Here is a 22,481-nt window from a genome sequence, read left to right on the forward strand (position 1 = left end):
GTTACCCGCCCTCGCGCAGCAGCGCGACGTCGGACACCATCCGGATGTGATCGGCCATCGCACGGGAAGCGCCCGCGGAGTCCTGGTCTCGAATCGCCGTCGCAATGCGCCGGTGCCCTTCGAGCGAGGCCCGCGGGCGTTCGGCCTGGGAGAGGGATTCGATCCGGGTCTCCCGGATCAGCCCGGAAATCTCGTGCATCAGCTTGGCCAGCAGTGACGAGTGCGCGGCGACGGTGATGGCCTCGTGGAACTGCTCGTCGCCGACGACGCCGCGATCTCCCGCGGCGATCTCGGTTTCCATCGTCGCGAGGGCGGAATCGATCGCCGCCATCTCCGCGTCGGTCCGGCGCTCGGCGGCGAGCCCGGCAAGTTTGACCTCGAGTGCCTCGCGGGCCTCGATCACCTCGGGGAGACGGTCTGCGTGTTCGCGCAGCGCCTTGACGGCTCGTTCCTCGATGGGGCGACGGACGAGCACGGCACCGTCGCCGTGCCGGACCGACACCACACCCTGCACCTCGAGGGCGACGAGCGCCTGACTCAGGGAAGCGCGACTCACACCGAGTTGAGCTGCGAGTTCACGCTCGGCGGGGAGGCGGTCGCCCGGCGTCATCTCGTGGTCGGCGATATGGGCGCAGAGCTGTTCGACGATCACCTCGTATAGCCGCGGTCGTGCTACCGGACGCAGTTGCTCAGCCACTGGGCCACCCACTCTCCATTCCACTGAAACTACTCCACGGTATCTCGCATAGGCATGTAACCGCACCCATAGTTCCTATTGACAGTGATCCACGACACTGCTTTTATGAAGTGGCTAGGCCAATCTGCCACTGAGTCAATTTGCTCGCCGGCGGCGGTCGAGACCAGATGCCACTGCCACAGAACCGGAGACTTTCATGTCGACCGAGTTGATCCCCATACTTGCGCTCGCCGTCATGTTCCTGGCGGCGACCGTGCTGCCCGTGAACATGGGCGCACTCGGCTTCGTTGCCGCATTCTTCGTCGGAACTCTGTCACTGCACATGAGCAGCGACGACATCATCGCCGGATTCCCCAGCAGCCTGTTTCTCACGCTGGTCGGCATCACCTACCTGTTCGCGATCGCCCAGAACAACGGGACCGTCGACCTCATGGTCCGCGGGGCGGTCCGGCTGGTCCGCGGTCGTGTCGCGCTGATCCCCTGGGTGATGTTCGGGATCACCGCGGTGCTCACCTCGATCGGTGCGCTCGGCCCCGCCGCCGTCGCGATCGTCGCGCCGATCGCTCTCGGCTTCGCTGCCCGGTACAAGATCAACGCCCTGCTCATGGGCATGATGGTCGTGCACGGGGCCCAGGCGGGCGGATTCTCGCCGATCAGCATCTACGGCGTCACGGTCAACGACATCGCGACCAAGGCGGGATTGACCAACAGCCCGCTCACGCTGTTCCTCGGAAGCCTCCTGTTCAATGCCGCGATCGGGGTGTTGCTGTTCGTCTTCCTGGGTGGACGGGACCTGATCGGGCGCAGCGTCCACGACGACGCCGCCGAGGACATCGGAGGAAGCGGCGCCGGTGGTTCGGGCGGAGGAGCGCCCGCGACCGGAGGCGACTCCCGGTCGGGAGGGGCCACGGCGACCAAGGTGCGCCCGACGCAGACCCTGGCCGGCTCGCCCGAGCCTCGTGTCACATTCGATCAGGCGCTCACTCTGGTCGGTCTCGCCGCGCTCGCCGTGTTCTCGCTGATCCTCGACCTGGACGTGGGATTCATCTCGATGACGGTGGCCGTCATCCTGGCGCTCGCCTCGCCGAAGGCGCAGAAGGGCGCGATCGCGCAGATCAGCTGGTCGACGGTGCTGCTCATCGGTGGTGTCCTCACCTTCGTGGGAGTCCTGCAGGAGGCGGGCACCGTCGAGTACGTCGGAAACGCGGTCGCAAGCCTGGGCATGCCTCTCCTCGTCGCCCTTCTCCTCTGCTACATCGGGGCCATCGTCTCCGCGTTCGCGTCGTCCACGGCAATTCTGGGAGCGACCATTCCGCTCGCAGTCCCGTTCCTTCTCGCCGGTGAGGTGGGCGCGGTGGGAGTCATCGTCGCCCTCGCCATCTCCTCGACCATCGTGGACGTCAGCCCGTTCTCGACCAACGGAGCGCTGGTCCTCGCGAACGCGCAGAACGTCGATCGAGACCGCTTCTACAAGCAGATCCTCGAGTACAGCGCGCTCGTCGTCGCCATCGGTCCACTCGCGGCCTGGGCGATTCTGGTCGTACCCGGCTGGCTCTGACGGTCGACGGGTAGGCGCCCGGCCCGCCGCCCGCCCCGGCACGTCGATTTTCGACTCTTGACATCGGCCGGATCAGATGTTTCATTTAATTGGCTAGTCCACTAGGTCACTGCACCAACAGTCCAGCTCTCGCGGCTCTCGCCAGGAAGTAACGGTGGTTTCACATGTCCACGAAAACGATGGAGCGCACAGGCCCGCTGCAAGGATTGGTCGTCGTCGATCTGACCCGCGCACTCGCGGGCCCGCACGCGGCGATGATGCTCGGCGACCTCGGCGCGGACGTCATCAAGATCGAAACCCCGCACGGCGGCGACGACACCCGCGGGTGGGGGCCGCCCTTCGTGAACCCGGCTGACGCGGAGCGGGAATCGACGTACTTCCTGTCCGCCAATCGGAACAAGAAGTCGATCACCCTCGACCTCAAGGCCGACGACGGACGGGCCACCCTCGAAGCCCTGGTCCGGCGCGCCGACGTCCTCATGGAGAACTTCCGCACCGGCGTCCTCGACCGCCTGGGATTCACCACCGAACGTCTCGCGGAGCTGAACCCGCGCCTGGTGGTCCTGTCCATCAGCGGTTTCGGTCACGACGGACCCGAGGGCGGACGCGCGGGGTACGACCAGATCGCGCAGGGCGAGGCCGGACTGATGTCGCTGACGGGACCCAATCCCGACGACGTGCAGCGCGTCGGCGTGCCCATCGCGGATCTGCTCGCCGGCATGTACGGGGCGTTCGGCGTCGTCGCCGCCCTGCAGGAACGGGAGCGCACCGGTCGGGGTCGCGTCGTGCGCACGTCGTTGCTGGCCGGCGTCGTCGGGGTGCACGCCTTCCAGGGGACGAAGTGGACCGTCGCCGGTGAGGTCGGGGAGGCGCAGGGCAACCACCATCCGTCGATCTCGCCGTACGGGCTGTTTCGCACCGCCGACGGCGCCGTCCAGATCTCGGTCGGCAGTGAGGGACTGTGGAAGAGGTTCTGCGCGGGCTTCCACCTCGATCCGGACACCCCCGGAATGGCCACGAACCCGGAGCGCGTCGAGAACCACAAGCAGGTCCTGGAACTGGTGGAGGACGCGTTCGGTGCGTACACCAGCGACGAACTTCTCGTCGAACTCGACCGCATCGGGGTGCCCGCGGGACGCGTCCGGACGATCTCCGAAGTCTACGAATGGGAGCAGACCAAGTCCCAGGGGCTGCTGATCGACGTCGACCACCGCACCCTCGGCAACATCACGCTGCCCGGCCCGCCGCTGCGGTTCTTCGAACCGGACGGCACCGAGGTCACCCGCACCCAGCACACCGCACCACCGGTGCTCGGCGCGGACAACGACACCGTGTCCGAATGGCTGCTGCGGGAGTCGGTCCGATGACCCGCCTGACCGCACCCGAACTGCTCGACCTCGTGGTCGACGCCGGCACCTGGGAGTCGTGGGACACGCCCCCGATCCAGGTCGCGGCGGACACCGAGTACGCCGACGAACTTCTTCGCGCACAGGAGAAGACCGGCCTCGACGAGGCGGTTCTGACCGGGGTGGCCACCATCCGCGGCCGCCGAACGGCAATCCTCGTCTGCGAATTCGGTTTTCTCGGCGGCTCCATCGGTGTGGCCGCGGGCGAGCGTCTGGTCGCCGCGATCCGCCGCGCCACGCGCGAACGCCTTCCGCTGCTCGCCCTGCCCACGTCGGGTGGCACGCGAATGCAGGAAGGGACGACCGCGTTCCTGCAGATGGTCAAGATCACGGCGGCGGTGATCAAACACAAGGAGGCCCATCTGCCGTATCTCGTCTACCTCCGGAGCCCCACGACCGGCGGAGTGTTCGCGTCCTGGGGATCGCTGGGTCACGTCACCATCGCGGAACCGGGAGCGCTCGTCGGCTTCCTCGGACCGCGCGTGTTCGAGGCGCTGTACGAGTCACCGTTCCCGGCGGGTGTCCAGACCGCCGAGAATCTGCACGCGCACGGACTCATCGACGCGGTGCGGCCACCGGACCAGCTCGCCGAGATCGTCGACCGCGCGCTGCGCATCATCACCTCCAGCCGTGCCTGCCGGTCGCCGCTCGCCGAAACCCCCGTGCTCGCGAGTCTGCCGGACGTCCCCGCGTGGGATTCGGTGGTTGCCTCGCGCCGCGAGGACCGGCCCGGTGTGCGTGAGGTGATGTTCCACTCCGCGTCGGATGTCCTTCCGCTCAACGGAACCGGTCAGGGCGAGGTCGACCCGGGACTCATCCTCGCCCTCGTCCGGTTCGGTGACATGCCGTGCGTCCTGCTCGGCCAGGACCGTCGTGGGCAGACCACGCGGTCGCCACTCGGCCCGGGGGCGCTGCGGGAGGCACGCCGGGGGATGCGGCTGGCGGCGGAACTGAACCTGCCGTTGGTGACGGTCATCGACACCGCGGGAGCGGCGTTGTCGAAGGAGGCGGAGGAAGGCGGTCTCGCCGGCGAGATCGCGCGCTGCATCGCCGACATGGTCTCGCTCGACGTCCCCACCATCTCCCTGCTGCTCGGGCAGGGCACCGGCGGCGGCGCGCTCGCGTTGATCCCGGCCGATCGGGTGCTCGCGGCCCAGCACGGCTGGCTGTCACCCCTGCCCCCCGAAGGCGCGAGCGCGATCCTGCACCACGACATCGCGCACGCTCCGGACATGGCCGCCCGGCAGGGAATCCGGTCGTCCGATCTCCTCGCCAGCGGCATCGTGGACGAGGTGATCCCCGAATTCCCCGATGCGGCAGACGAATCCACGGCGTTCTGCACCCGGGTGGGTGCGGTGCTCCACCGCGAGCTGTCGGTCCTCGATGCGGCCGACACCACCCAACGACTCTCCGACCGTGCGGAGCGATTCGACCGGATCGGTCTGTTGCAACCCGCACATGCGTGACCGCGGCGCCGGGGATCCCGATCGGATCCCCGGCACCGCGCCCGTCCCCTGGTCCGCGAAAGACTTACGTCAGCATTCGACCAGGTTGACCGACACGTTCACGGCGAGACCGCCGGTGGAGGTCTCCTTGTACTTCGAGCTCATGTCGGCGCCGGTGGCCCGCATCGTCTCGATCACCTGATCCAGACTGACACGGTGGGTGCCGTCGCCGCGCAGCGCCATCCGGGCGGCGTTGATCGCCTTGCCCGCCGAGATGGCGTTGCGCTCGATGCACGGGATCTGCACGAGGCCGCCGATGGGATCACACGTGAGACCGAGGCTGTGTTCCATCGCGATCTCCGCCGAGTTCTCCACCTGCTCGGGGGTGCCGCCGAGGATCTCGGCGAGTCCGGCGGCGGCCATGGACGCCGCGGACCCGACCTCGCCCTGACAGCCCACCTCGGCCCCGGAGATCGACGCCCGCTCCTTGTACAGGGATCCGATTGCGCCTGCCGCCAACAGGAATCGCACCGACGTGCCGTCCGGATCCGCCTTCCCGGCGGGGGTGTAGTGCAGCGCGTAGTGCAACACCGCCGGGATGATGCCGGCCGCGCCGTTGGTGGGGGCGGTGACGATCCGTCCGCCGGACGCATTCTCCTCGTTGACGGCGAGGGCCACCAGGTTCACCCAGTCCTCCGCAAACGCGGGATCACGACCCGGATCCTCCACGTTCAGCCGCTCGTACCAGCCGCGGGCGCGTCGGCGCACCCGCAGACTGCCGGGCAGGTACCCGTCCCGGCCGATTCCGCGCTGCTGACACTCGACCATCACGTCACGGATGTGCAGTAGCCGCGCCCGGACCTCCGGCTCGGGCCGGAGGGTGCGTTCGTGCTCGAGCATGATCTCGCTGATCGAGAGACCGTAATGCTCGCTGAGGTCGAGCAGTTCGCGCGCGGACCCGAACGACAGCGAATTCGAGCTTGCGCCGACCGAGACTTCCGGTTCGGCGCCGGTGACGACGAATCCGCCGCCGATCGAGAAGTACGTCTGCGCATGCAGTTTGCGGCCGTGCACGCCGGTGGCGGTGAGGGTCATGCCGTTGGGGTGAAAGTCCAGGACCGTCAACGGGTGCAGCACCATCTCGTCTTCGGCGAGCGGAATGTCCACTACACCGTCGAGGCGGATCCGCCGACTCGCCCGCACCTCGTCGAGCCGCGTCTCCATCTCCTCGGTGGCGATGGTCTCCGGCCGATATCCCTCGAGGCCGAGGAGGATCGCCGACATGGTGCCGTGCCCGGCGCCGGTGGCCGCGAGCGATCCGTACAGATCGACACGGACACCGGCGACGTCCCCGAGGAGGCCGAGTGTGTCGAGGTCGTCGACGAACGTGCCCGCCGCCCGCATCGGCCCGACCGTATGCGAACTCGAGGGTCCGATACCGACCGAGAACAGGTCGAACACACTGATCGTCACGACTTACAGACCCGGATAGAGGGGGTACTTGTCCGCGAGTGCCCGGACCTGGGCGGCCGACCCGGACGTGTCCGCGTCGGCGGGCGCGACGAGGGCCTGCGCGATCAGGTCGGCGACCGTCGCGAAGTCGTCCCGGCCGAAGCCGCGGGCGGCGAGTGCCGGGGTGCCGATGCGTAGTCCGGACGTCACCATCGGCGGCCGCGGATCGAACGGAACGGCGTTGCGGTTGACGGTGATTCCGATCGCGTCGAGGCGGTCCTCGGCCTGCTGCCCGTCGATCGCGGCATCCCGCAGGTCGACGAGGACGAGGTGCACGTCCGTGCCGCCGGTGAGGACGCTGATTCCGGACTCCTTGACGTCGGGTCGGCTGAGCCGTTCGGCGAGTACCTTCGCGCCGTCGAGGCAGCGTTCCTGACGCTCCGCGAACTCGGGTTCGGCCGCCATCTTGAACGCCGTTGCCTTGCCCGCGATCACGTGTTCCAGCGGACCGCCCTGCTGGCCGGGGAACACCGCGGAGTTGATCTTCTTCGCGATGGCCGCGTCGTTGGTCAGGATGATGCCGCCGCGGGGTCCGCCGAGCGTCTTGTGCGTCGTCGACGTGACGACATGCGCGTGCGGGACGGGGGACGGGTGGAATCCGGTGGCGACCAGGCCCGCGAAGTGAGCCATGTCGACCATCAGGTACGCGCCGACCTCGTCGGCGATTTCCCGGAAGCGGGCGAAGTCCAGGTGCCGCGGGTAGGCCGACCAGCCGGCGATGATCAGTTGTGGCCGGTGCTCGCGCGCCGCCTTCGCCACCTCGTCCATGTCGATGAGGTAGTCCTGCTCGGACACCCCGTAGGCGGCGACGTTGTAGAGCTTGCCGGAGAAGTTGAGGCGCATGCCGTGCGTGAGGTGACCGCCGTCGGCGAGGGACAGTCCGAGGATCGTGTCGCCGGGTTTGATCAGCGCGTGCATCACCGAGGCATTCGCGGTGGCACCGGAATGCGGTTGCACGTTGGCGTATTCGGCGGCGAACAGTGCCTTGACGCGGTCGATGGCGAGCTGCTCGATGGTGTCGACGTGCTCGCAGCCGCCGTAGTAGCGCCTGCCGGGGTAGCCCTCGGCGTATTTGTTGGTGAGCACGGACCCCTGCGCCTGCATCACCGAAAGGGGTGCGTGGTTCTCCGACGCGATCATCTCGAGGCCGGTGCGCTGGCGCCCCAGCTCCTTGCCGATCAGTGCGGCGACGTCCGGATCGAAATCCGCGAGGTCGCGGTTCAGGACGCTCATGCCTGCACGCCGTTCTTCTCGGCGTACTCGGCCGCGGTGAGGAGCTCGCCGGCGGCGGACGGCTGGACGGCGAACAGCCAGCCCTCGCCGTAGGGGTCGGAGGTGACCAGTCCCGGGTCGTCGACGGCGGCGGTGTTGATCAGCGTGACCCGGCCGCTCACCGGTGGGTACAGCTCGGACACGGTCTTCGTGGATTCGACCTCGCCACACGATTCACCGGCGACGATGGTCGACCCGACCTCCGGCAGGTCGACGAAGACGAGCTCGCCGAGCGAGTTGACGGCGACCGACGTGATGCCGACGCGGACCGGCTCGTCGGGGAGCGTGGCGCCCGGCTCGATCAGGACCCACTCGTGGTCGTCGGTGTAGCTGCGGTCGTCGGGGAAAGCTGCTGAAGACATGGCGGTACCTCTTCCAGGGCTGAGTGGGAACGGTTCAGGAGCGGCGGTAGAACGGCGACGGGGTGACCACGAACGGTTCCTTCTTGCCTCGAATGTCCACCGTCAGTTCGGTACCGGGTTCGCGGAACGCGACGTCCACGAACGCCAGCGCGATCGGATGGCCGAGCGTCGGAGACAACGCCCCGGACGTGATGGTGCCGACCGCCGACTCGCCGGCCGCGTCCAACACGGTGTAGTCGGCGCGGGCGGCCCGGCGGCCGGTACCCGCGAGGCCGACCAGCACCCGCTGCGGCGCCTGATCCGACAACGTCTGCAGGGCATCGCGGCCGACGAAGTCCTTGTTCAGCCGGACCACCTTGCCGAGCCCGGCCTCGTACGGATTCGTGTCGAGGGTCAGTTCGTGGCCGTACAACGCCATTCCGGCCTCGAGGCGGAGGGTGTCGCGGCAGGCGAGGCCGGCGGGGACGCCCCCGCGGGCCGTGGTGGCGTCGAGCAGTGCGCGCCACAACTGCACGGACTGGTCGTTGGGAACATAGAGTTCGAAGCCGTCCTCCCCGGTGTACCCGGTGCGGGCGAGGAGGACGTCGATGCCGGCGACCACCGCGCGCGTGACGGCGTAGTACTTCAATTCCGCCACCGCCTCGACCTGCTGAGCGGGAACCAGGGACTGCACGATGTCCTGGGCGGCCGGGCCCTGCACCGCGATCAGCGCGGTCTCCGAGGATTGATCGTCGACGTTCGCGGAGAAGCCCTCGACGCGTGCCGCCAGTTCGCGGTGCACCGTCGGCGCGTTGGCCGCATTGGCGACCACGAGGAAATGCTCGTTGGCGAGACGGTAGACGACGAGATCGTCGATGACTCCGCCGTCCGCATTGCACAGGAGGGAGTACTTGGCCCTGCCGACACCGATCTTCGAGAGTTCGCCGGCCAGAGCGTAATCCAGGACCGCTCCGGACTCGGGTCCGGTGACGGCGATCTCGCCCATGTGCGAGAGGTCGAACAGCCCCGCCGCGGTCCGGACTGCGTGGTGTTCGGCGAGTTCGCTGTCGTACTTCAGCGGCATCTGCCAGCCGGCGAAATCGGTGAAATGGGCGCCGAGGGCGCCGTGCTCGCCGAGCAGCGGGGAGGTGGGCGTCGTGGTGAGGGTCATGCGAAGGCCTCCTCGGGGGTCTCGGCGATGGCCGAAGTGTCAATGTCGGTGGTGTTCTCGAAGGCCTCGGGCGCCGGGCACGAGCAGACGAGGTTGCGGTCGCCGTGGACGCCGTCGATGCGGCGCACCGGGGGCCAGTACTTGGCGGCGCGGAGCGACGCGACGGGGTAGGCGGCGAGGTGGCGCGGGTAGGGCAGGTCCCAGTTGTCGGCGGTCACCTGTTCGGCGGTGTGCGGGGCCTGTCGCAGTGGGCTGCGTTCGAGTGGCCACACGCCGTCACCGACCAGGTCGATCTCGCGGCGGATGGAGACCATCGCCTCGATGAAGCGGTCGAGTTCGGCCAGGTCCTCGGACTCGGTCGGCTCCACCATCAGCGTGCCGTTGACGGGGAACGACAGGGTGGGTGCATGGAAGCCGTAGTCGATCAGCCTCTTTGCGACGTCCTCGGCGGTGACTCCGGTCGCCTTGGTGACGGGCCGGAGGTCGAGGATGCACTCGTGCGCCACCAGGCCGGACGGTCCGGTGTAGAGCACGGGGAAGTGCGGGTCCAGTGACCTGGCAACGTAATTGGCTGCGAGCACCGCGGTTTCGGTGGCGCTCGTCAGCCCGTCCGGCCCCATCAGTGCGAGATAGGCCCAGGTGATGGGCAGGATGCCCGCCGATCCGTAGTTGGCCGCCGATACCGGGGTGCCGAGGTCGTCGCCGCCCAGCGGATTTCCCGGCAGGAAGGGCGCCAGATGCTCGCGCACCGCGACGGGCCCGACACCGGGTCCGCCGCCGCCGTGCGGGATGCAGAACGTCTTGTGCAGGTTCAGGTGTGAGACGTCGCCGCCGAACTTGCCGGGTTGCGCGAGACCGACCAGCGCATTGAGGTTCGCGCCGTCGACGTACACCTGCCCGCCGGCCTCGTGCACCAGATCGCAGACCGTCCGCACGTCGTTCTCGTACACGCCGTGCGTGGACGGGTAGGTCAGCATGATGGCGGCCACCGCACCCTCGTGTGCCGCGATCTTCGCGCGCAGGTCGCCCAAGTCGATGTTGCCGTTCTCCGCGGTCGCGACGACGACGACCTTCATGCCCGCGAGAACCGCGGACGCGGCGTTGGTTCCGTGCGCGGATTGGGGGATGAGGCAGACGTTGCGGCCGAGTTCGCCGCGGGACTCGTGATAGCCGTGGATCGCGAGCAGACCGGCCAGCTCACCCTGTGATCCGGCATTGGGCTGCAACGACACCCGGTCGTAGCCGGTGATCTCACCGAGCCACCGTTCCAGGTCGGCCACGAGTTCGAGGTAGCCGGCCGTCTGTGCAGCCGGGGCGTACGGGTGGATGGACGCGAAGCCGGGCCAGCTGATCGGCTCCATCTCGACGGCGGAGTTCAGTTTCATGGTGCACGATCCGAGCGGGATCATGGTGCGGTCGAGCGCGAGGTCCTTGTCCGACAGGGTGCGCAGGAAGCGCAGCATCGCCGTCTCGGACCGGTGACTGTGGAACACGCCGTGCTGCAGGTAGTCCGACGTCCGGGCAAGTGCCGACGGCAGTTCGGGCACCGCGACGGTCGTCGGCAGTGCGCCGAACACGGCGACCACCCGCCGCACGATGTCGTCGGTCGTGCACTCGTCGCAGGCGATCGCGACGTGGTCGGCGTCGACGAGACGGAGGTTGATCCCGTCGCGATCGGCGAGTGCCACGATCGTCTCGGCGCCCGCCGGGACCCGCACGAGAACCGTGTCGAAGAAGGTGTCGTGGACGATCGTGTGACCGGCGGCGCGGAGGCTGCCGGCGATGGTCGTCGCGTGGGCGTGCACCTGGTTCGCGATGGCGCGCAACCCTTCCGGGCCGTGGTATGCGGCGTACATCGCGGCGACGTTGGCGAGCAATGCCTGCGCCGTGCAGATGTTGCTGGTTGCCTTGTCACGCCGGATGTGCTGTTCGCGGGTCTGCAGCGCCAGCCGGTAGGCGGTCTTCCCGTCGACGTCGACGGATACTCCGACGAGGCGGCCGGGCAGCATGCGCTCGAGTCCGCCGCGCACGGCCATGTAGCCGGCGTGCGGTCCGCCGAAGAACAGGGGCACACCGAAACGCTGCGCCGACCCGACCGCGATGTCTGCGCCCTGCTCGCCGGGCGGCGTCAGGATCGTCAGCGACAGCAGATCCGCCGCGACGGTGGTCAACGCACCACGCGCCTTCGCCGCGGCGATCATCGCAGCCAGGTCGCGCACCGCGCCGCTCGCCCCGGGCGCCTGGAAGACCACCCCGAACATGTCACCGTCGGGCAGTTCCCCGGACAGGTCCGCGACCACCACCTCGATGCCCACCGCCTTCGCTCGTCCCCGGACGACGGCCAGGGTCTGCGGCAGGCAGTCCGCGTCGAGGACGACGCGGTTGGTGGCGGCCTTCGGCTTGTTCGCGCGCCGCATCAGCAGCACCGCCTCCATCACGGCGGTTGCCTCGTCGAGCAGCGAGGCGCCGGCCAGGGGAAGCGCGGTGAGATCCTCGATGACGGTCTGGAACGTCAGCAGCGCCTCCAGCCGGCCCTGGGAGATCTCCGGCTGGTACGGGGTGTAGGCCGTGTACCAGGCCGGGGACTCCAGGATGTTCCGCCGCAACACCGCGGGCGTGACGGTGTCGGAGTATCCGAGACCGATCATCTGGACGCGGGTCTCGTTGCGCTCCGACAGGGCCCGCAGATCGGCGAGCACCTGCTGCTCGGACCGCCCCGCGGGCAGACTCAGGGGCTGTGAGCTTCGGATCTGCTCCGGCACCGCGCTGTCGATCAGGTTCGCCAGGGTGTCGTAGCCGAGGGTGCCGAGCATGCGCCGGGACGCGTCGGCGTCCGGGCCGATGTGGCGCGAGGGAAAGTCGCTGGTGAGGGGCACGCCATGAGTGGCGGTGCGGGTTTCTGCTGGCACGAGGTGACTCCGGTTTCGTTGAGTCCGGACCGCACCGGACATCGACAAGGGGGCACCTCCCCGCTCTGTCCTGAAACCTGAGAGTTTGGGCGCACCGCAACTGCGGCGTGCTCTTCACCTTCGGTAAGTTCCGGCCGTACGGCCGACGCTTTCTCCAGAGTTGCCTCTGCGCTGCGGTACTGGGGCCTGAGAGATTCCCGGGGAGGAAGTTGCTCCTACGGCGCCTCCGAGACGGAGGTTCTCCCGCTGCGCGTCAACGGCGTCTTCAGTTGTGATTGGCCAAACAGTACACAGGAGCCCCGGGTTTGTCTCCTCGGACCGACGGTCTTGCCAAAAGTCCACGTCGTTTGGCATCCTCGATGCATCTTCGCTCCGACGTGACCGCACACGCCGGGCGACCAGAGCCCAGATGCTTGCAGCCGCAACGGTTGTCGATGTGTGCTCGCTCTCCCCGCTCACCCTTCCCGGTGCCGCGCTGTCCACCGCGCGGGCCCGACGTCGCATACCGACCGGTTTCGACCGGTCCTAGGAGTTCACATGACTGCAGTCCCTGACGGCCGCCGACTGCTCCGCCTCGAAGTCCGCAACGCAAAGACCCCGGTCGAACGCAAACCGTCGTGGATGAAGGTGCAGATGCGGACGGGCCCCGAATACCGGGAACTCGCAGCCCTCGTCGAACGCGAGAACCTGCACACCGTGTGCCAGGAGGCCGGGTGTCCCAACATCTTCGAATGCTGGGAGGACCGTGAGGCGACGTTCCTCATCGGCGGAAGCCAGTGCACCCGGCGGTGCGACTTCTGCCAGATCGACACCGGCCGTCCCGCCGCACTCGATCGGGGAGAGCCCAGGAGGGTCGCGGAGTCGGTACAGACCATGGGCCTTCGATACGCCACCGTCACGGGCGTGGCCCGCGATGATCTGCCGGACGGCGGCGCCTGGCTGTACGCCGAGACGGTGCGGCAAATTCACGACTTGTGCCCGGGTACCGGCGTCGAACTGCTGATCCCCGATTTCACTGCCGACGCCGCGCAGCTACGCGAGGTGTTCGGCACCCGCCCGGAAGTACTGGCGCACAATGTGGAGACCGTTCCCCGGATATTCCGTCGTATCCGGCCTGCGTTCACCTACGAGCGTTCCCTCGAGGTGATCGCGCGGGCTCGGGAGGACGGCCTGATCACCAAGTCGAACCTCATCCTCGGGATGGGGGAGACCACCGACGAGGTGATCGAGGCACTTCGGGACCTCCACACCGCCGGCTGCCAGTTGATCACGATCACGCAGTATCTGCGGCCGTCGGCCCGGCACCACCCGGTGGAGCGGTGGGCGAAACCGGAGGAGTTCGTCATGCTCGACGAGATCGCCCGTGAGATCGGATTCCTCGGCGTCCTGTCCGGTCCGCTCGTGCGCTCCTCCTACCGGGCCGGCCGCCTGCACGCGGAGGCCGTCGCCGCGAACGCCGTTCACTGAATCCCCTTTCTCGTCCGTTCCAGCAAGGAGTTCCCATGTCCACCCGATCTGCAGATGTCGTCATCCTCGGCGGCGGTTCCGGCGGCTACGCGGCCGCCATCCGCTCGGCCGAACTGGGCCGTTCGGTCATTCTCATCGAGGAGAACGAACTCGGCGGCACGTGCCTGCATCAGGGGTGCATTCCGACGAAGGCGCTGCTGCACTCCGCCGAGGTCGCGGACAGTGCCCGCACCGCCTCGCAGTTCGGTGTCGACGTCACGTTCGGCGGTGTCGACCTCGAGAAGGTGCTGAGCTACAAGAACACCATCGTCACCCGACTGCACAAGGGACTGCAGGGCCTCATCGACGCGTACGGCATCACCGTCGTCAACGGCCGTGGACGGTTGGTCGGACCCAACGGAGTGGAGGTCGACGGCGAGTTGATCACGGGCGGCGCCGTCGTCCTGGCAACGGGGTCGTCGCCGAAGACGCTGCCCGGCATCAGCATCGGCGGCCGGGTCGTCACCAGTGATCAGGCGCTCGTGCTGCCCTCGGTCCCCGAGAAGGCGATCATCCTGGGCGGCGGTGTCATCGGCGTCGAATTCGCCAGTGTCTGGTCGTCGTTCGGTGCGTCCGTGACGATCGTCGAGGCGATGCCGCGGCTGGTGCCGAACGAGGACGAGACGATCTCCAAGTACCTCGAGCGCGCATTCCGTCGTCGCAAGATCACCGCGAAGACAGGTGTGCGGGTGACCGAGGTGACGCAGGACGAGAATGCAGTGTCCGTCACGCTCGACTCCGGCGACGTGCTCGACGCCGACGTCGTGCTGGTCGCGGTGGGGCGAGGACCCAACACCGCATCCATGGGGTACGAGGAGACCGGTGTGATGCTCGACAAAGGCTTCGTGGTGACCAGTGACCGACTGCGCACCACGGTCCCGAACGTCTTCGCGGTCGGCGACATCGTCCCCGGTCTCCAACTGGCCCACCGCGGCTTCCAGCAGGGCATCTTCGTGGCCGAGGAGATCGCCGGGCAGCGCCCCGACCCCATCGACGAGACCGGCATTCCGCGGGTCACCTACTCCCACCCCGAGGTCGCGTCCGTCGGGTTGACCGAGACCGCGGCCCGGGAGAAGTTCGGCGACAAGGTCGAGACCGTCACCTACGACCTCGCCGGTAACGGCAAGAGCCAGATCCTGAAGACGTCGGGGGCGGTCAAGCTCGTGGTGGCGCCGACCGGGGTGGTCGTCGGCGTGCACATGGTCGGCGACCGAGTCGGCGAGCTGATCGGTGAGGCGCAGCTGCTCTACAACTTCCAGGTCGACGCCGCGCAGGCGGCGAAGTTCGTCCACGCCCACCCCACACAGGGCGAGGCGCTCGGTGAGGCGCTGATGGCGGTGGCCGGCAAACCGCTCCACGTCCACGTCTGACCCCCATGTGAGTGGCAAAGTGTGCTGGCGCACGCTTTGCCACTCACATGGGGTGTTCGGCATGCGAACGCGCACTGGCGATTTCCGACCAGGAACTGTCGAGTTAACACGCCGGAACGGTGAAGTCATGCTTTCGTAATACGTCTGCGGAACAGTACGTCCCGAGTCAGTTCGATTCGGAACCATCTCGATGGTTTCTCCCTATGAACCTGGCTGGAGAGTTCCGGGACCGCGTCCCGGGCGCCGAAGGAGCAAGTACCCACAAACTCTCAGGCACCAGGACAGTCAGGGTCGGGAACTCTGGAGAGCAGCGTGTCGCCTGTAACGGCACGCTCACCGACGGGGCACGATGACCACTCCCACGAGTGTGTCTCCAAACTCTCAGGTTACGGAACAGAGCGGGTGTCAGCCGAGGTGATCCACCGGATCACCCTCACATCGCTCGAGCAATCGGTTCACCGGTTACTCACTCTCCCTGGGAGATCCATGAATGTGACTGCTAGTGGGACATCCACGAACATCATGGCTGTCGCCAACTCACCTGTTCTCTGGGTGGCCGTTGCCGGCATCTTCGTCGTCATCGTCGTGCAGTCGGCGATCTACATGACCGCGGTCCGCAAGGTGGCACCCGTCGCGGACATGTCGCCGGAAGACATGAAAGTCTCGTTCCGCTCCGGCGCCGTCTCGGCGATCGGACCGTCCCTGGCGGTCTGCCTCGTCGCGATCGCCCTCCTCGCTCTCTTCGGCACGCCCGCGGTGCTGGCCCGCATCGGCTTGATCGGCTCCGCCGCGTACGACGTGTCCGCGGCCAGCATCGCCGCCGACTCCATGGGCGCGAAACTCGGCGCCGACACGTACACCCAGAACGTGTTCGTCGTCGCCTTCTTCGCCATGAGCATCGGCGGCGTGATGTGGATGCTGTCCGCGCTCATCCTCACTCCACTGCTCAAGCGGGGCGACGCGAAGATCCGCACGGTGAATCCGGCGTTGATGGCGGTCGTCCCCTCAGCCGCTCTGATCGGCGCGTTCGCATCGCTGGGCTTTCAGGAACTGACGAAGTCCAGCTACCACATCGTCGCGTTCGCCGCCTCCGCAGTCGCGATGGGGATCTGCCTCTTCGTCGCCCGCACGTTCGGCAAGAGCTGGCTCCGCGAATGGGGACTGGGCATTTCGATCCTCGTCGCCCTCACCGTCACCTACCTGGTCACCTCCTGATTCACGACTCGCACGGAAAGGACTTTTCGATGACTACCGACGAAGCCGTAACAGTGTCCACCGGCGCGCGTGAACTCGCCGAATTCGACAAGACGACATCCCGCTGGGGTCGTATCACGATGATCGCCGGGTTGCTCCTGTCGATCGGTGCGCCTCTGTACCTGGTGTTCTCGGGTGAGGTGGACGTCACGGCGGGCCAGTTGTGGACCGCGTTTGCCGCGGTGGCCGGGACCTTCTTCATCATCTGGCTGGTCGAACCCCTGACCTATTTCCCCATCCTCGGTCCGGCCGCGATGTACCAGGCGTTCATGATCGGCAACATCGCGAACAAGCTGTTGCCCGCCGCGCTGATCGCGCAGACGAACATCGGAGCCAAACCCGGATCCAAGCGGGCCGAACTGGCTGCGGTCCTGGCGATCTGCGGTGCCGCGATGGTGCACCTCGTGTCCCTGGCCGTGTTCGTCGGGCTGCTCGGCACCTGGCTGATCAGTGTGATTCCCGCCGACATCGTGACCGTCACCCGTTCCTACATCCTTCCCTCGGTCCTGGGGGCGGTCCTCGTGCAGGCGATCGTGTCGATGAAGCAGCCCCGGGCCACGGTGGTCGCGCTGCTGGTGGCCGCGATCATCACGTTCGTCGTGGTTCCGGCGATGCCGAGCCTCGCGCTGTCGTCCACCGCCATCGCGGTGATCGTGACGGCGGTCCTCGCCTGGTTCCTCAGGAACAAGAACGACCAGAGCCCTGCCGCGCTCGCGACCATCGAGTAAGAATCGATGCGCGGAGATACGTCACCTTCACCTGATTCGAAAGTAGGCTCCATGACCGACCTGCCGATCGCGCTCACCGACGAGCTGCGGACGAAGATGCACGACCTCTACCGCCACCTGCATGCGAACCCGGAACTGTCGATGCAGGAACACAAGACCGCCGAGCTGATCCAGAGTTCCCTCGTCGCCCTGGGGATCGACACGTTCGTCTGCGGCGGCACCGGAGTGGTCGGTGTCCTGACCAACGGCGAGGGCCCCACGGTGGCGTTCCGCGCCGATTCGGATGGGCTGCCGATCGCGGAGGACACCGGCGTCGACTACGCCAGCACGGCCACCGGACACCTCGACGACGGCACCGAGGTGCCCGTGATGCACGGCTGCGGTCACGACACGCACGTCGCCACCCTGCTCACCGTCGCCGAATTGCTCGCCGGTGCGCGGGAGGCCTGGGCCGGAACGATCGTGTTCCTCTTCCAACCGGGCGAGGAAACGGCGGCCGGCGCCAGGGCGATGATCGAGGACGGCCTGTGGGATCGGGCACCCAAGCCGGAAATCGTCTTCGGGCAGCACGTCGGGCCGATGCTGGCCGGCACCGTGCACGTCACGAGTGGCGACGCGATGGCCATGGCCGATTCGTTGAAGGTCACCGTCTACGGCCAGGGCTCACACGGCTCCCAGCCCCAGGATTCGATCGACCCGATCATCCAGGGCGTCAACATGATCAACCGAATCCAGACCATCGTGTCCCGCGAAGTGCACCCCCTGAAGCCGGCGGTCGTCACGGTCGCGACGTTCCATGCCGGGCTGAAGGAGAACATCATCGCGGACCGGGCCGAGTTCACGATCAACGTGCGCACCCTCGACCCCGAGGTCCGTGAGCAGGTCAACGCCGCGCTGCGCCGCATCATCTACGCCGAGGCCGACGCGTCCGGGGCACCGAAGCCGCTGATCGAGGAGCTGTACACGTTCCCGCGCAACTACAACGATCCCGACGCCACCGCCGATCTCGTCGCCGAGCTGCGGAAGGTGCTGGGCGAGAACAACGTCACGCCGTCGTCGCCGATGATGGGTTCGGAAGACTTCGGCCTGCTCGCCGAGGTGATCGGCGTGCCGTCGGTGTTCTGGATGTTCGGCGGTCACACCACCGACACGCTCGAGAGCGGAATGCCTGTGCCGGTGAACCACTCACCGTTCTTCGCGCCCGTCGCGGAGCCCACCCTGTCCACCGGCGTCCGGGCGGCGATGACGGCGATCCTGTCGAAGGTCGGGATCTAGGCCCTCCGGGCCCGTGAGTGGTTGACGAGTCTCTGCACTCGTTAACCACTCACGGGCGGCGGAGCCGCCTCAGTGGGTGGTCAGCGGTGCGTCCGCGGTGGCGACCACGCCGGTCTTCTCGAAACGCAACCGCGACACGGCGAGTCCGGCGAGAACGAAGGACGCGGCCACGAGGATGTACAGCTGGGTGGGCGACCAGTCGCGGTCGAGTAGGGCGCCCGCGACGATCGGCGACGCGATGGCGCCGACGCGGCCGATGCCGATTCCCCAGCCGACGCCGGTGGCCCGGACGGCAGGCGAGTAGACCGACGGCGTGAGCGCGTACAGCCCGGCGATGCAGCCGTTGGCGAAGACGCCGATCAGGGCGCCGAGTCCGAACGCGATGACGATGGACGCGGTGGCAGGGACGAAGACGACGAGCAGCACACCCGCGATCGCCATGTAGGCGATGAGCACGCGCTTCAGGGCGAAGCGTGCGGACAGCGCCCCGAGCAGGGTGGCGCCGAAGACGCCGCCGAGGTTGAGGAGCACTCCGCCGGTGACGCCCTGGTTCGCGGACATGCCCGCCTCGACCAGCAGTTTCGGGGTCCAACTGGTGACGAAGTAGAACCCGAACATCGCCATGAAGAACGCGAACCACACCAGGAGTGTGCTGCGGCGTCGCTGCGGGGACAGCAGGACGCGCATCGCGAAACCGGCGTCGGCGGTGCCGGCGGCACGCGGTGCGGGCAGCTCGTCGAGTCGCGGCTGACCGGCCCGCTGGGCGAACGCGTTGATCCGGTCGAGGGCGTTGGCCGGTCGCCGGACGAGCAGGAAGTCGATCGATTCCGGGAGCCGGGCGTAGACGACGGGGATGATCGCCGCCGTGCACAGTCCGCCGAACAGGAACACCGAGCGCCAGCCGAGCGAGTTCTGCAGGACGACGGCAATGATTCCGCCGAGGGTGGCGCCGACGGCGTAACCGGTGGAATTGAGGCTCACCGCGAGCCCGCGCCAGCGGTTCGACGCGTACTCACTGGCGATGACGTTGCTGCTGGCGAGGATTCCGCCGATGCCGACGCCGGTGAGGGCGCGGAGCAGTCCGAGTTGCATCGCGTTCTGGCTGACCGCGGACAGCAGCATGCCCGTCGACGCGAGTGCCAGGCACAGCAGGATCATGGCGCGGCGGCCGATGGTGTCAGCCCACGGCGCCAGGAACAGCGACCCCGCGGCCATGCCGAACAGTCCGGCGCTGAGCAGGAGGCCGACGACCGACCCGGACAGATCCCACTCCTGCGACACCGACTGTGCGGTGAACGCCATGACGAGGACGTCGAAGCCGTCGAGCACGTTGAGTAGACCGCAGATGGCGATGGCGCCCCATTGGTAACGCGTCATCGGGCTGCTGTCGATGCGTTCGCGTAGGTCGAATTGCATGCGCTGGACCTGCTCTTCCTCAGAGGTGGGCTGTGATGTGGCTCACGACTCACCTACCGTGGCGGACAGGTCACTCGTTTCCAACTTCGCTTCCGAATGTCGGAATACGAGAAGTGGCGGTCGGACGCGGTGCTGGGCCATCATTTCCCTGTTGACAACTGGAAGGGTCCGGGCGACCGGCAGTGGGCGGAAAGGTCCATGGATGTGACTGGCTCGGGTTTCGGTAATTCCTGGCCGGCGGAACGGTTGTTCGCCGGGCCGGGCGAGACGCGGGAGCGGCTACGCCGCACCGATTGGGCGGCCACGCCGCTGGGGCCCGTCGAGACGTGGTCTGTCGAGTTGCGGGCGGCAGTGCGAACCGTGCTGCCCTCCGAGGTCCCGATGTTGCTCTGGTGGGGGCCTGAGCTCGTGCAGATCTTCAACGAGGCGTACACCCGGGTCCTCGGCGCCAAGTACCCGGCCGCGATCGGTGAACCCGGGGCGCAGTGCTGGGCGGAGATCTGGGACGAGGTGGGACCGCTCGCCGAGCAGGTGATGGCGGGCGGCGCATCCACCTACACGGAGAATCAGCCGCTGTACATGCTGCGGCACGGGTACCTCGAGGAGACGTACTGGACGTTCTCCTACAGTCCGGTGCAGGACGAGGACGGGAACGTCGCCGGGGTCTTCGTGGCGACGACCGACGTGACCGCGAGCGTGCTCGGGGAGCGTCGACTGGAGACTCTGCGGCAACTGGGCACGGTATCCACCGCGGGCGGCGACGATCCGCTGGTCGATGCCTGCCGTGCGGTCGTGCGGGTACTCGGCGCCAGCGGACAAGACGTCCCGCTGGCGGCGATCTATCTCCGCCGCGAGGTCGTCGGCGGTCCCGGGGACGACGCTGCCGAGGACCTCGTGCTCGTCGGTGCCGCCGGGGTGGACGACGACGGCGAGTTCAGGCCCGCCCGGATCCCGGCGACCGACGTCACCCAGCCGGTGGCGACCAAGGCGGTGACGGAGGTGCGGCTGTGCCCGTTGATCGTGACGGGTCACGCGGAGCCGGTGGGCGTGCTGGTGCTCGGGATCAGTCCGTATCGCGCGTTCGACGACGCGTATCGGGGCTTCGCCGAGTTGGTCACGGCGAAGGTGTCGACCCTGATCTCGGACGCTCTGGCCTACGAATTCGAACGGGACCGCGCCGCTGCGTTGGCGGAGCTCGACGCGGCGAAGACGCGGTTCTTCCAGAACGTCAGTCACGAGTTCCGTACCCCGCTGACCCTGTTGCTCGGACCCCTCGAGACACTGCGCGAGCCGACCGGCGATGAATCGCCCGCTGATCAGCGCGACGCGATCGCGGCCGCCTACCGGGCGGCGGTCCGGCTGCAACAGCTCGTCGACGACCTGCTCGATCTGTCCAAGGCGGAAGCCGGTCAGCTTCGGCCCCGCGCGGAGCCGACCGATGTCGGCCGGTTGACGGCCGACTGCGTGAGCATGTTCGATTCCGCCGCCGTGCAGGCCGGCCTCGCACTGCGGGCAGATATCGACGAGGGCTCGGGTCCGGTCGAATTGGACCGCGAGATGTGGGTGAAGATCGTGCTGAACCTCGTGTCGAACGCGGTCAAGTACACCCGGTCCGGATCCGTGTCCGTCGCGCTCCGTCAGGACGCCGACCGGCTGGTGCTGAGCGTGACCGACACGGGTGTGGGAATTCCCGCCGAAGAACGCGAACGCGTATTCCACAGGTTCCATCGCGTCGAGGCGGGCGGGCCGGGCAGTGGCGGCGTCGGCATCGGGCTTTCCCTGGTCGCCGATCTCGCCGCGGCGCTCGGCGGTTCCGTCGATCTCGACAGTGCACCGGGCCGGGGCAGCACCTTCACCGTCCGCGTACCGCGGATCCCGGCGCCGGACGGTGTGACCCCGCGCACACACGACCGACCCATCGGTGCGATGACGTCCTCCGGCGACGTCGACCAGCGCGAACCGTCCGCCGAAGCCGCGGCATCGCACGCATCCGGAGCGGACCGCCGCCGCATCCTGGTCGTCGAAGACCACCCGGACCTGCGGGCGTACCTCACCCGACTGCTGCGAGCGCAGGGCTGGGACGTCGACGCCGTCGCCGACGCGGAGTCCGCGCTGAAATACGTCGCCGCCCGCACGCCGCATCTCGTGCTCAGCGACATCATGCTTCCCGGTCGCGACGGCATCGACTTCCTCCGAGAGCTGCGATCGGAGCAGTCGACGGCACGGCTGCCGGTCATTCTGCTCACGGCCCGCGCGGGAACGGAGTCGACCATCGACGGGCTGAACCACGGAGCCGACGACTACATCGTCAAGCCCTTTCAGCCGAGCGAACTCGTCGCGCGGGTGCGTGTTCATCTCGAAATGTCATGGCTTCGCGAAACTTTGGTCACGGACAGTGAGCTCGAAACGGAACAACTGCGCAAAGCGCTGGATACGCGAACAACCCTCAGCCAAGCTGTCGGGCTGACCATGGCCGCCTTCCAGTGCGACGCCGACACCGCTTTCGACAAGCTCGCCTCGTACTCGCAGAATCGCAACGTCAAACTTCGGGAGATCGCGGCAGAGGTCGTCGCGAACTTCACCGCAGGCACCGACCGCGAATAAGGCCGCAGTTTCCCCGA

General features: G+C 67.7%; 16 protein-coding genes and 3 riboswitches. Of the genes, 9 read left to right on the forward strand and 7 right to left on the reverse strand.

The window, feature by feature from the left end; genetic code table 11:
• Position 1: 1 nt before the first annotated feature.
• Positions 2-697, reverse strand: coding sequence for a FadR/GntR family transcriptional regulator (locus tag WKC72_RS08230; RefSeq protein ID WP_037239763.1), 696 nt, complete (start codon positions 695-697; stop codon positions 2-4).
• 196 nt (positions 698-893) lie between these two features.
• Between WKC72_RS08230 and WKC72_RS08235 the strand changes: the two genes are divergently transcribed.
• The 3 genes from WKC72_RS08235 (at position 894) to WKC72_RS08245 (ending at position 5,127) form a co-directional block, all read left to right on the forward strand.
• Positions 894-2,255 carry an SLC13 family permease gene (locus tag WKC72_RS08235; RefSeq protein ID WP_268789241.1) on the forward strand — a complete coding sequence of 454 codons (1,362 nt, stop codon included), beginning with the start codon at positions 894-896 and terminating at the stop codon, positions 2,253-2,255.
• 164 nt (positions 2,256-2,419) lie between these two features.
• On the forward strand, positions 2,420-3,622 hold the full coding sequence (locus WKC72_RS08240) for a CaiB/BaiF CoA transferase family protein (protein ID WP_370182264.1): 1,203 nt from the start codon (positions 2,420-2,422) through the stop codon (positions 3,620-3,622).
• Positions 3,619-5,127 carry a carboxyl transferase domain-containing protein gene (locus tag WKC72_RS08245; RefSeq protein ID WP_370184288.1) on the forward strand — a complete coding sequence of 503 codons (1,509 nt, stop codon included), beginning with the start codon at positions 3,619-3,621 and terminating at the stop codon, positions 5,125-5,127. The genes WKC72_RS08240 and WKC72_RS08245 overlap by 4 nt, the downstream gene beginning before the upstream one ends.
• Positions 5,128-5,196: 69 nt before the next feature.
• On the opposite strand, the gene WKC72_RS08250 is transcribed toward WKC72_RS08245, so the two are convergent.
• From WKC72_RS08250 to gcvP, 5 genes are read right to left on the reverse strand one after another with little or no spacing between them, the layout of a single operon-like run.
• Positions 5,197-6,579, reverse strand: coding sequence for an L-serine ammonia-lyase (locus tag WKC72_RS08250; protein ID WP_370182266.1), 1,383 nt, complete (start codon positions 6,577-6,579; stop codon positions 5,197-5,199).
• 3 nt (positions 6,580-6,582) lie between these two features.
• Positions 6,583-7,851 (reverse strand): serine hydroxymethyltransferase, encoded by a 1,269-nt coding sequence (gene glyA, locus WKC72_RS08255; RefSeq protein ID WP_370182267.1) that lies wholly within the window; start codon positions 7,849-7,851, stop codon positions 6,583-6,585.
• Positions 7,848-8,252, reverse strand: coding sequence for a glycine cleavage system protein GcvH (gcvH, locus tag WKC72_RS08260; protein WP_037239775.1), 405 nt, complete (start codon positions 8,250-8,252; stop codon positions 7,848-7,850). The genes glyA and gcvH overlap by 4 nt, the downstream gene beginning before the upstream one ends.
• A 34-nt stretch (positions 8,253-8,286) precedes the next feature.
• Positions 8,287-9,402, reverse strand: a complete 1,116-nt coding sequence (gene gcvT / locus WKC72_RS08265) for a glycine cleavage system aminomethyltransferase GcvT (protein WP_370182268.1) — start codon at positions 9,400-9,402, stop codon at positions 8,287-8,289.
• The gene (gene gcvP / locus WKC72_RS08270; RefSeq protein ID WP_370184290.1) at positions 9,399-12,278 is read right to left on the reverse strand and encodes an aminomethyl-transferring glycine dehydrogenase; all 2,880 of its coding nucleotides are present in this window, start codon (positions 12,276-12,278) and stop codon (positions 9,399-9,401) included. The genes gcvT and gcvP overlap by 4 nt, the downstream gene beginning before the upstream one ends.
• Before the next feature lie 197 nt (positions 12,279-12,475).
• A riboswitch (glycine riboswitch) is annotated at positions 12,476-12,567 on the reverse strand.
• A gap of 281 nt (positions 12,568-12,848) precedes the next feature.
• Between gcvP and lipA the strand changes: the two genes are divergently transcribed.
• The 5 genes from lipA (at position 12,849) to WKC72_RS08295 (ending at position 18,444) form a co-directional block, all read left to right on the forward strand.
• On the forward strand, positions 12,849-13,778 hold the full coding sequence (gene lipA / locus WKC72_RS08275) for a lipoyl synthase (protein ID WP_370182269.1): 930 nt from the start codon (positions 12,849-12,851) through the stop codon (positions 13,776-13,778).
• Between the two features lie 35 nt (positions 13,779-13,813).
• The gene (lpdA, locus tag WKC72_RS08280; protein WP_370182270.1) at positions 13,814-15,187 is read left to right on the forward strand and encodes a dihydrolipoyl dehydrogenase; all 1,374 of its coding nucleotides are present in this window, start codon (positions 13,814-13,816) and stop codon (positions 15,185-15,187) included.
• A gap of 203 nt (positions 15,188-15,390) precedes the next feature.
• A riboswitch (glycine riboswitch) is annotated at positions 15,391-15,482 on the forward strand.
• Positions 15,483-15,485: 3 nt separating this feature from the next.
• Positions 15,486-15,586, forward strand: a riboswitch (glycine riboswitch).
• Between the two features lie 123 nt (positions 15,587-15,709).
• Complete coding sequence (locus WKC72_RS08285; protein ID WP_235214634.1) at positions 15,710-16,402, forward strand: DUF5058 family protein; 693 nt, start codon at positions 15,710-15,712, stop codon at positions 16,400-16,402.
• 29 nt (positions 16,403-16,431) lie between these two features.
• Entirely contained in the window at positions 16,432-17,169 is a 738-nt protein-coding gene (locus WKC72_RS08290) for a hypothetical protein (RefSeq protein WP_370182271.1), read from the forward strand.
• A gap of 51 nt (positions 17,170-17,220) precedes the next feature.
• The gene (locus tag WKC72_RS08295; protein ID WP_370182273.1) at positions 17,221-18,444 is read left to right on the forward strand and encodes an amidohydrolase; all 1,224 of its coding nucleotides are present in this window, start codon (positions 17,221-17,223) and stop codon (positions 18,442-18,444) included.
• A gap of 69 nt (positions 18,445-18,513) precedes the next feature.
• Here the strand turns inward: WKC72_RS08295 and WKC72_RS08300 are convergent, their stop codons facing one another.
• Positions 18,514-19,860, reverse strand: a complete 1,347-nt coding sequence (locus tag WKC72_RS08300; RefSeq protein ID WP_370182275.1) for an MFS transporter — start codon at positions 19,858-19,860, stop codon at positions 18,514-18,516.
• Positions 19,861-20,058: 198 nt separating this feature from the next.
• Here WKC72_RS08300 and WKC72_RS08305 point away from each other — a divergent pair, with 198 nt between their 5' ends.
• Positions 20,059-22,464, forward strand: coding sequence for a response regulator (locus WKC72_RS08305; RefSeq protein ID WP_370182276.1), 2,406 nt, complete (start codon positions 20,059-20,061; stop codon positions 22,462-22,464).
• The last annotated feature ends 17 nt before the right edge of the window (positions 22,465-22,481 follow it).

Origin of the sequence: Rhodococcus wratislaviensis (genome assembly GCF_041228765.1) — a bacterium.
In the GTDB taxonomy this organism is placed as follows: Bacteria; Actinomycetota; Actinomycetes; order Mycobacteriales; family Mycobacteriaceae; genus Rhodococcus_F; species Rhodococcus_F wratislaviensis.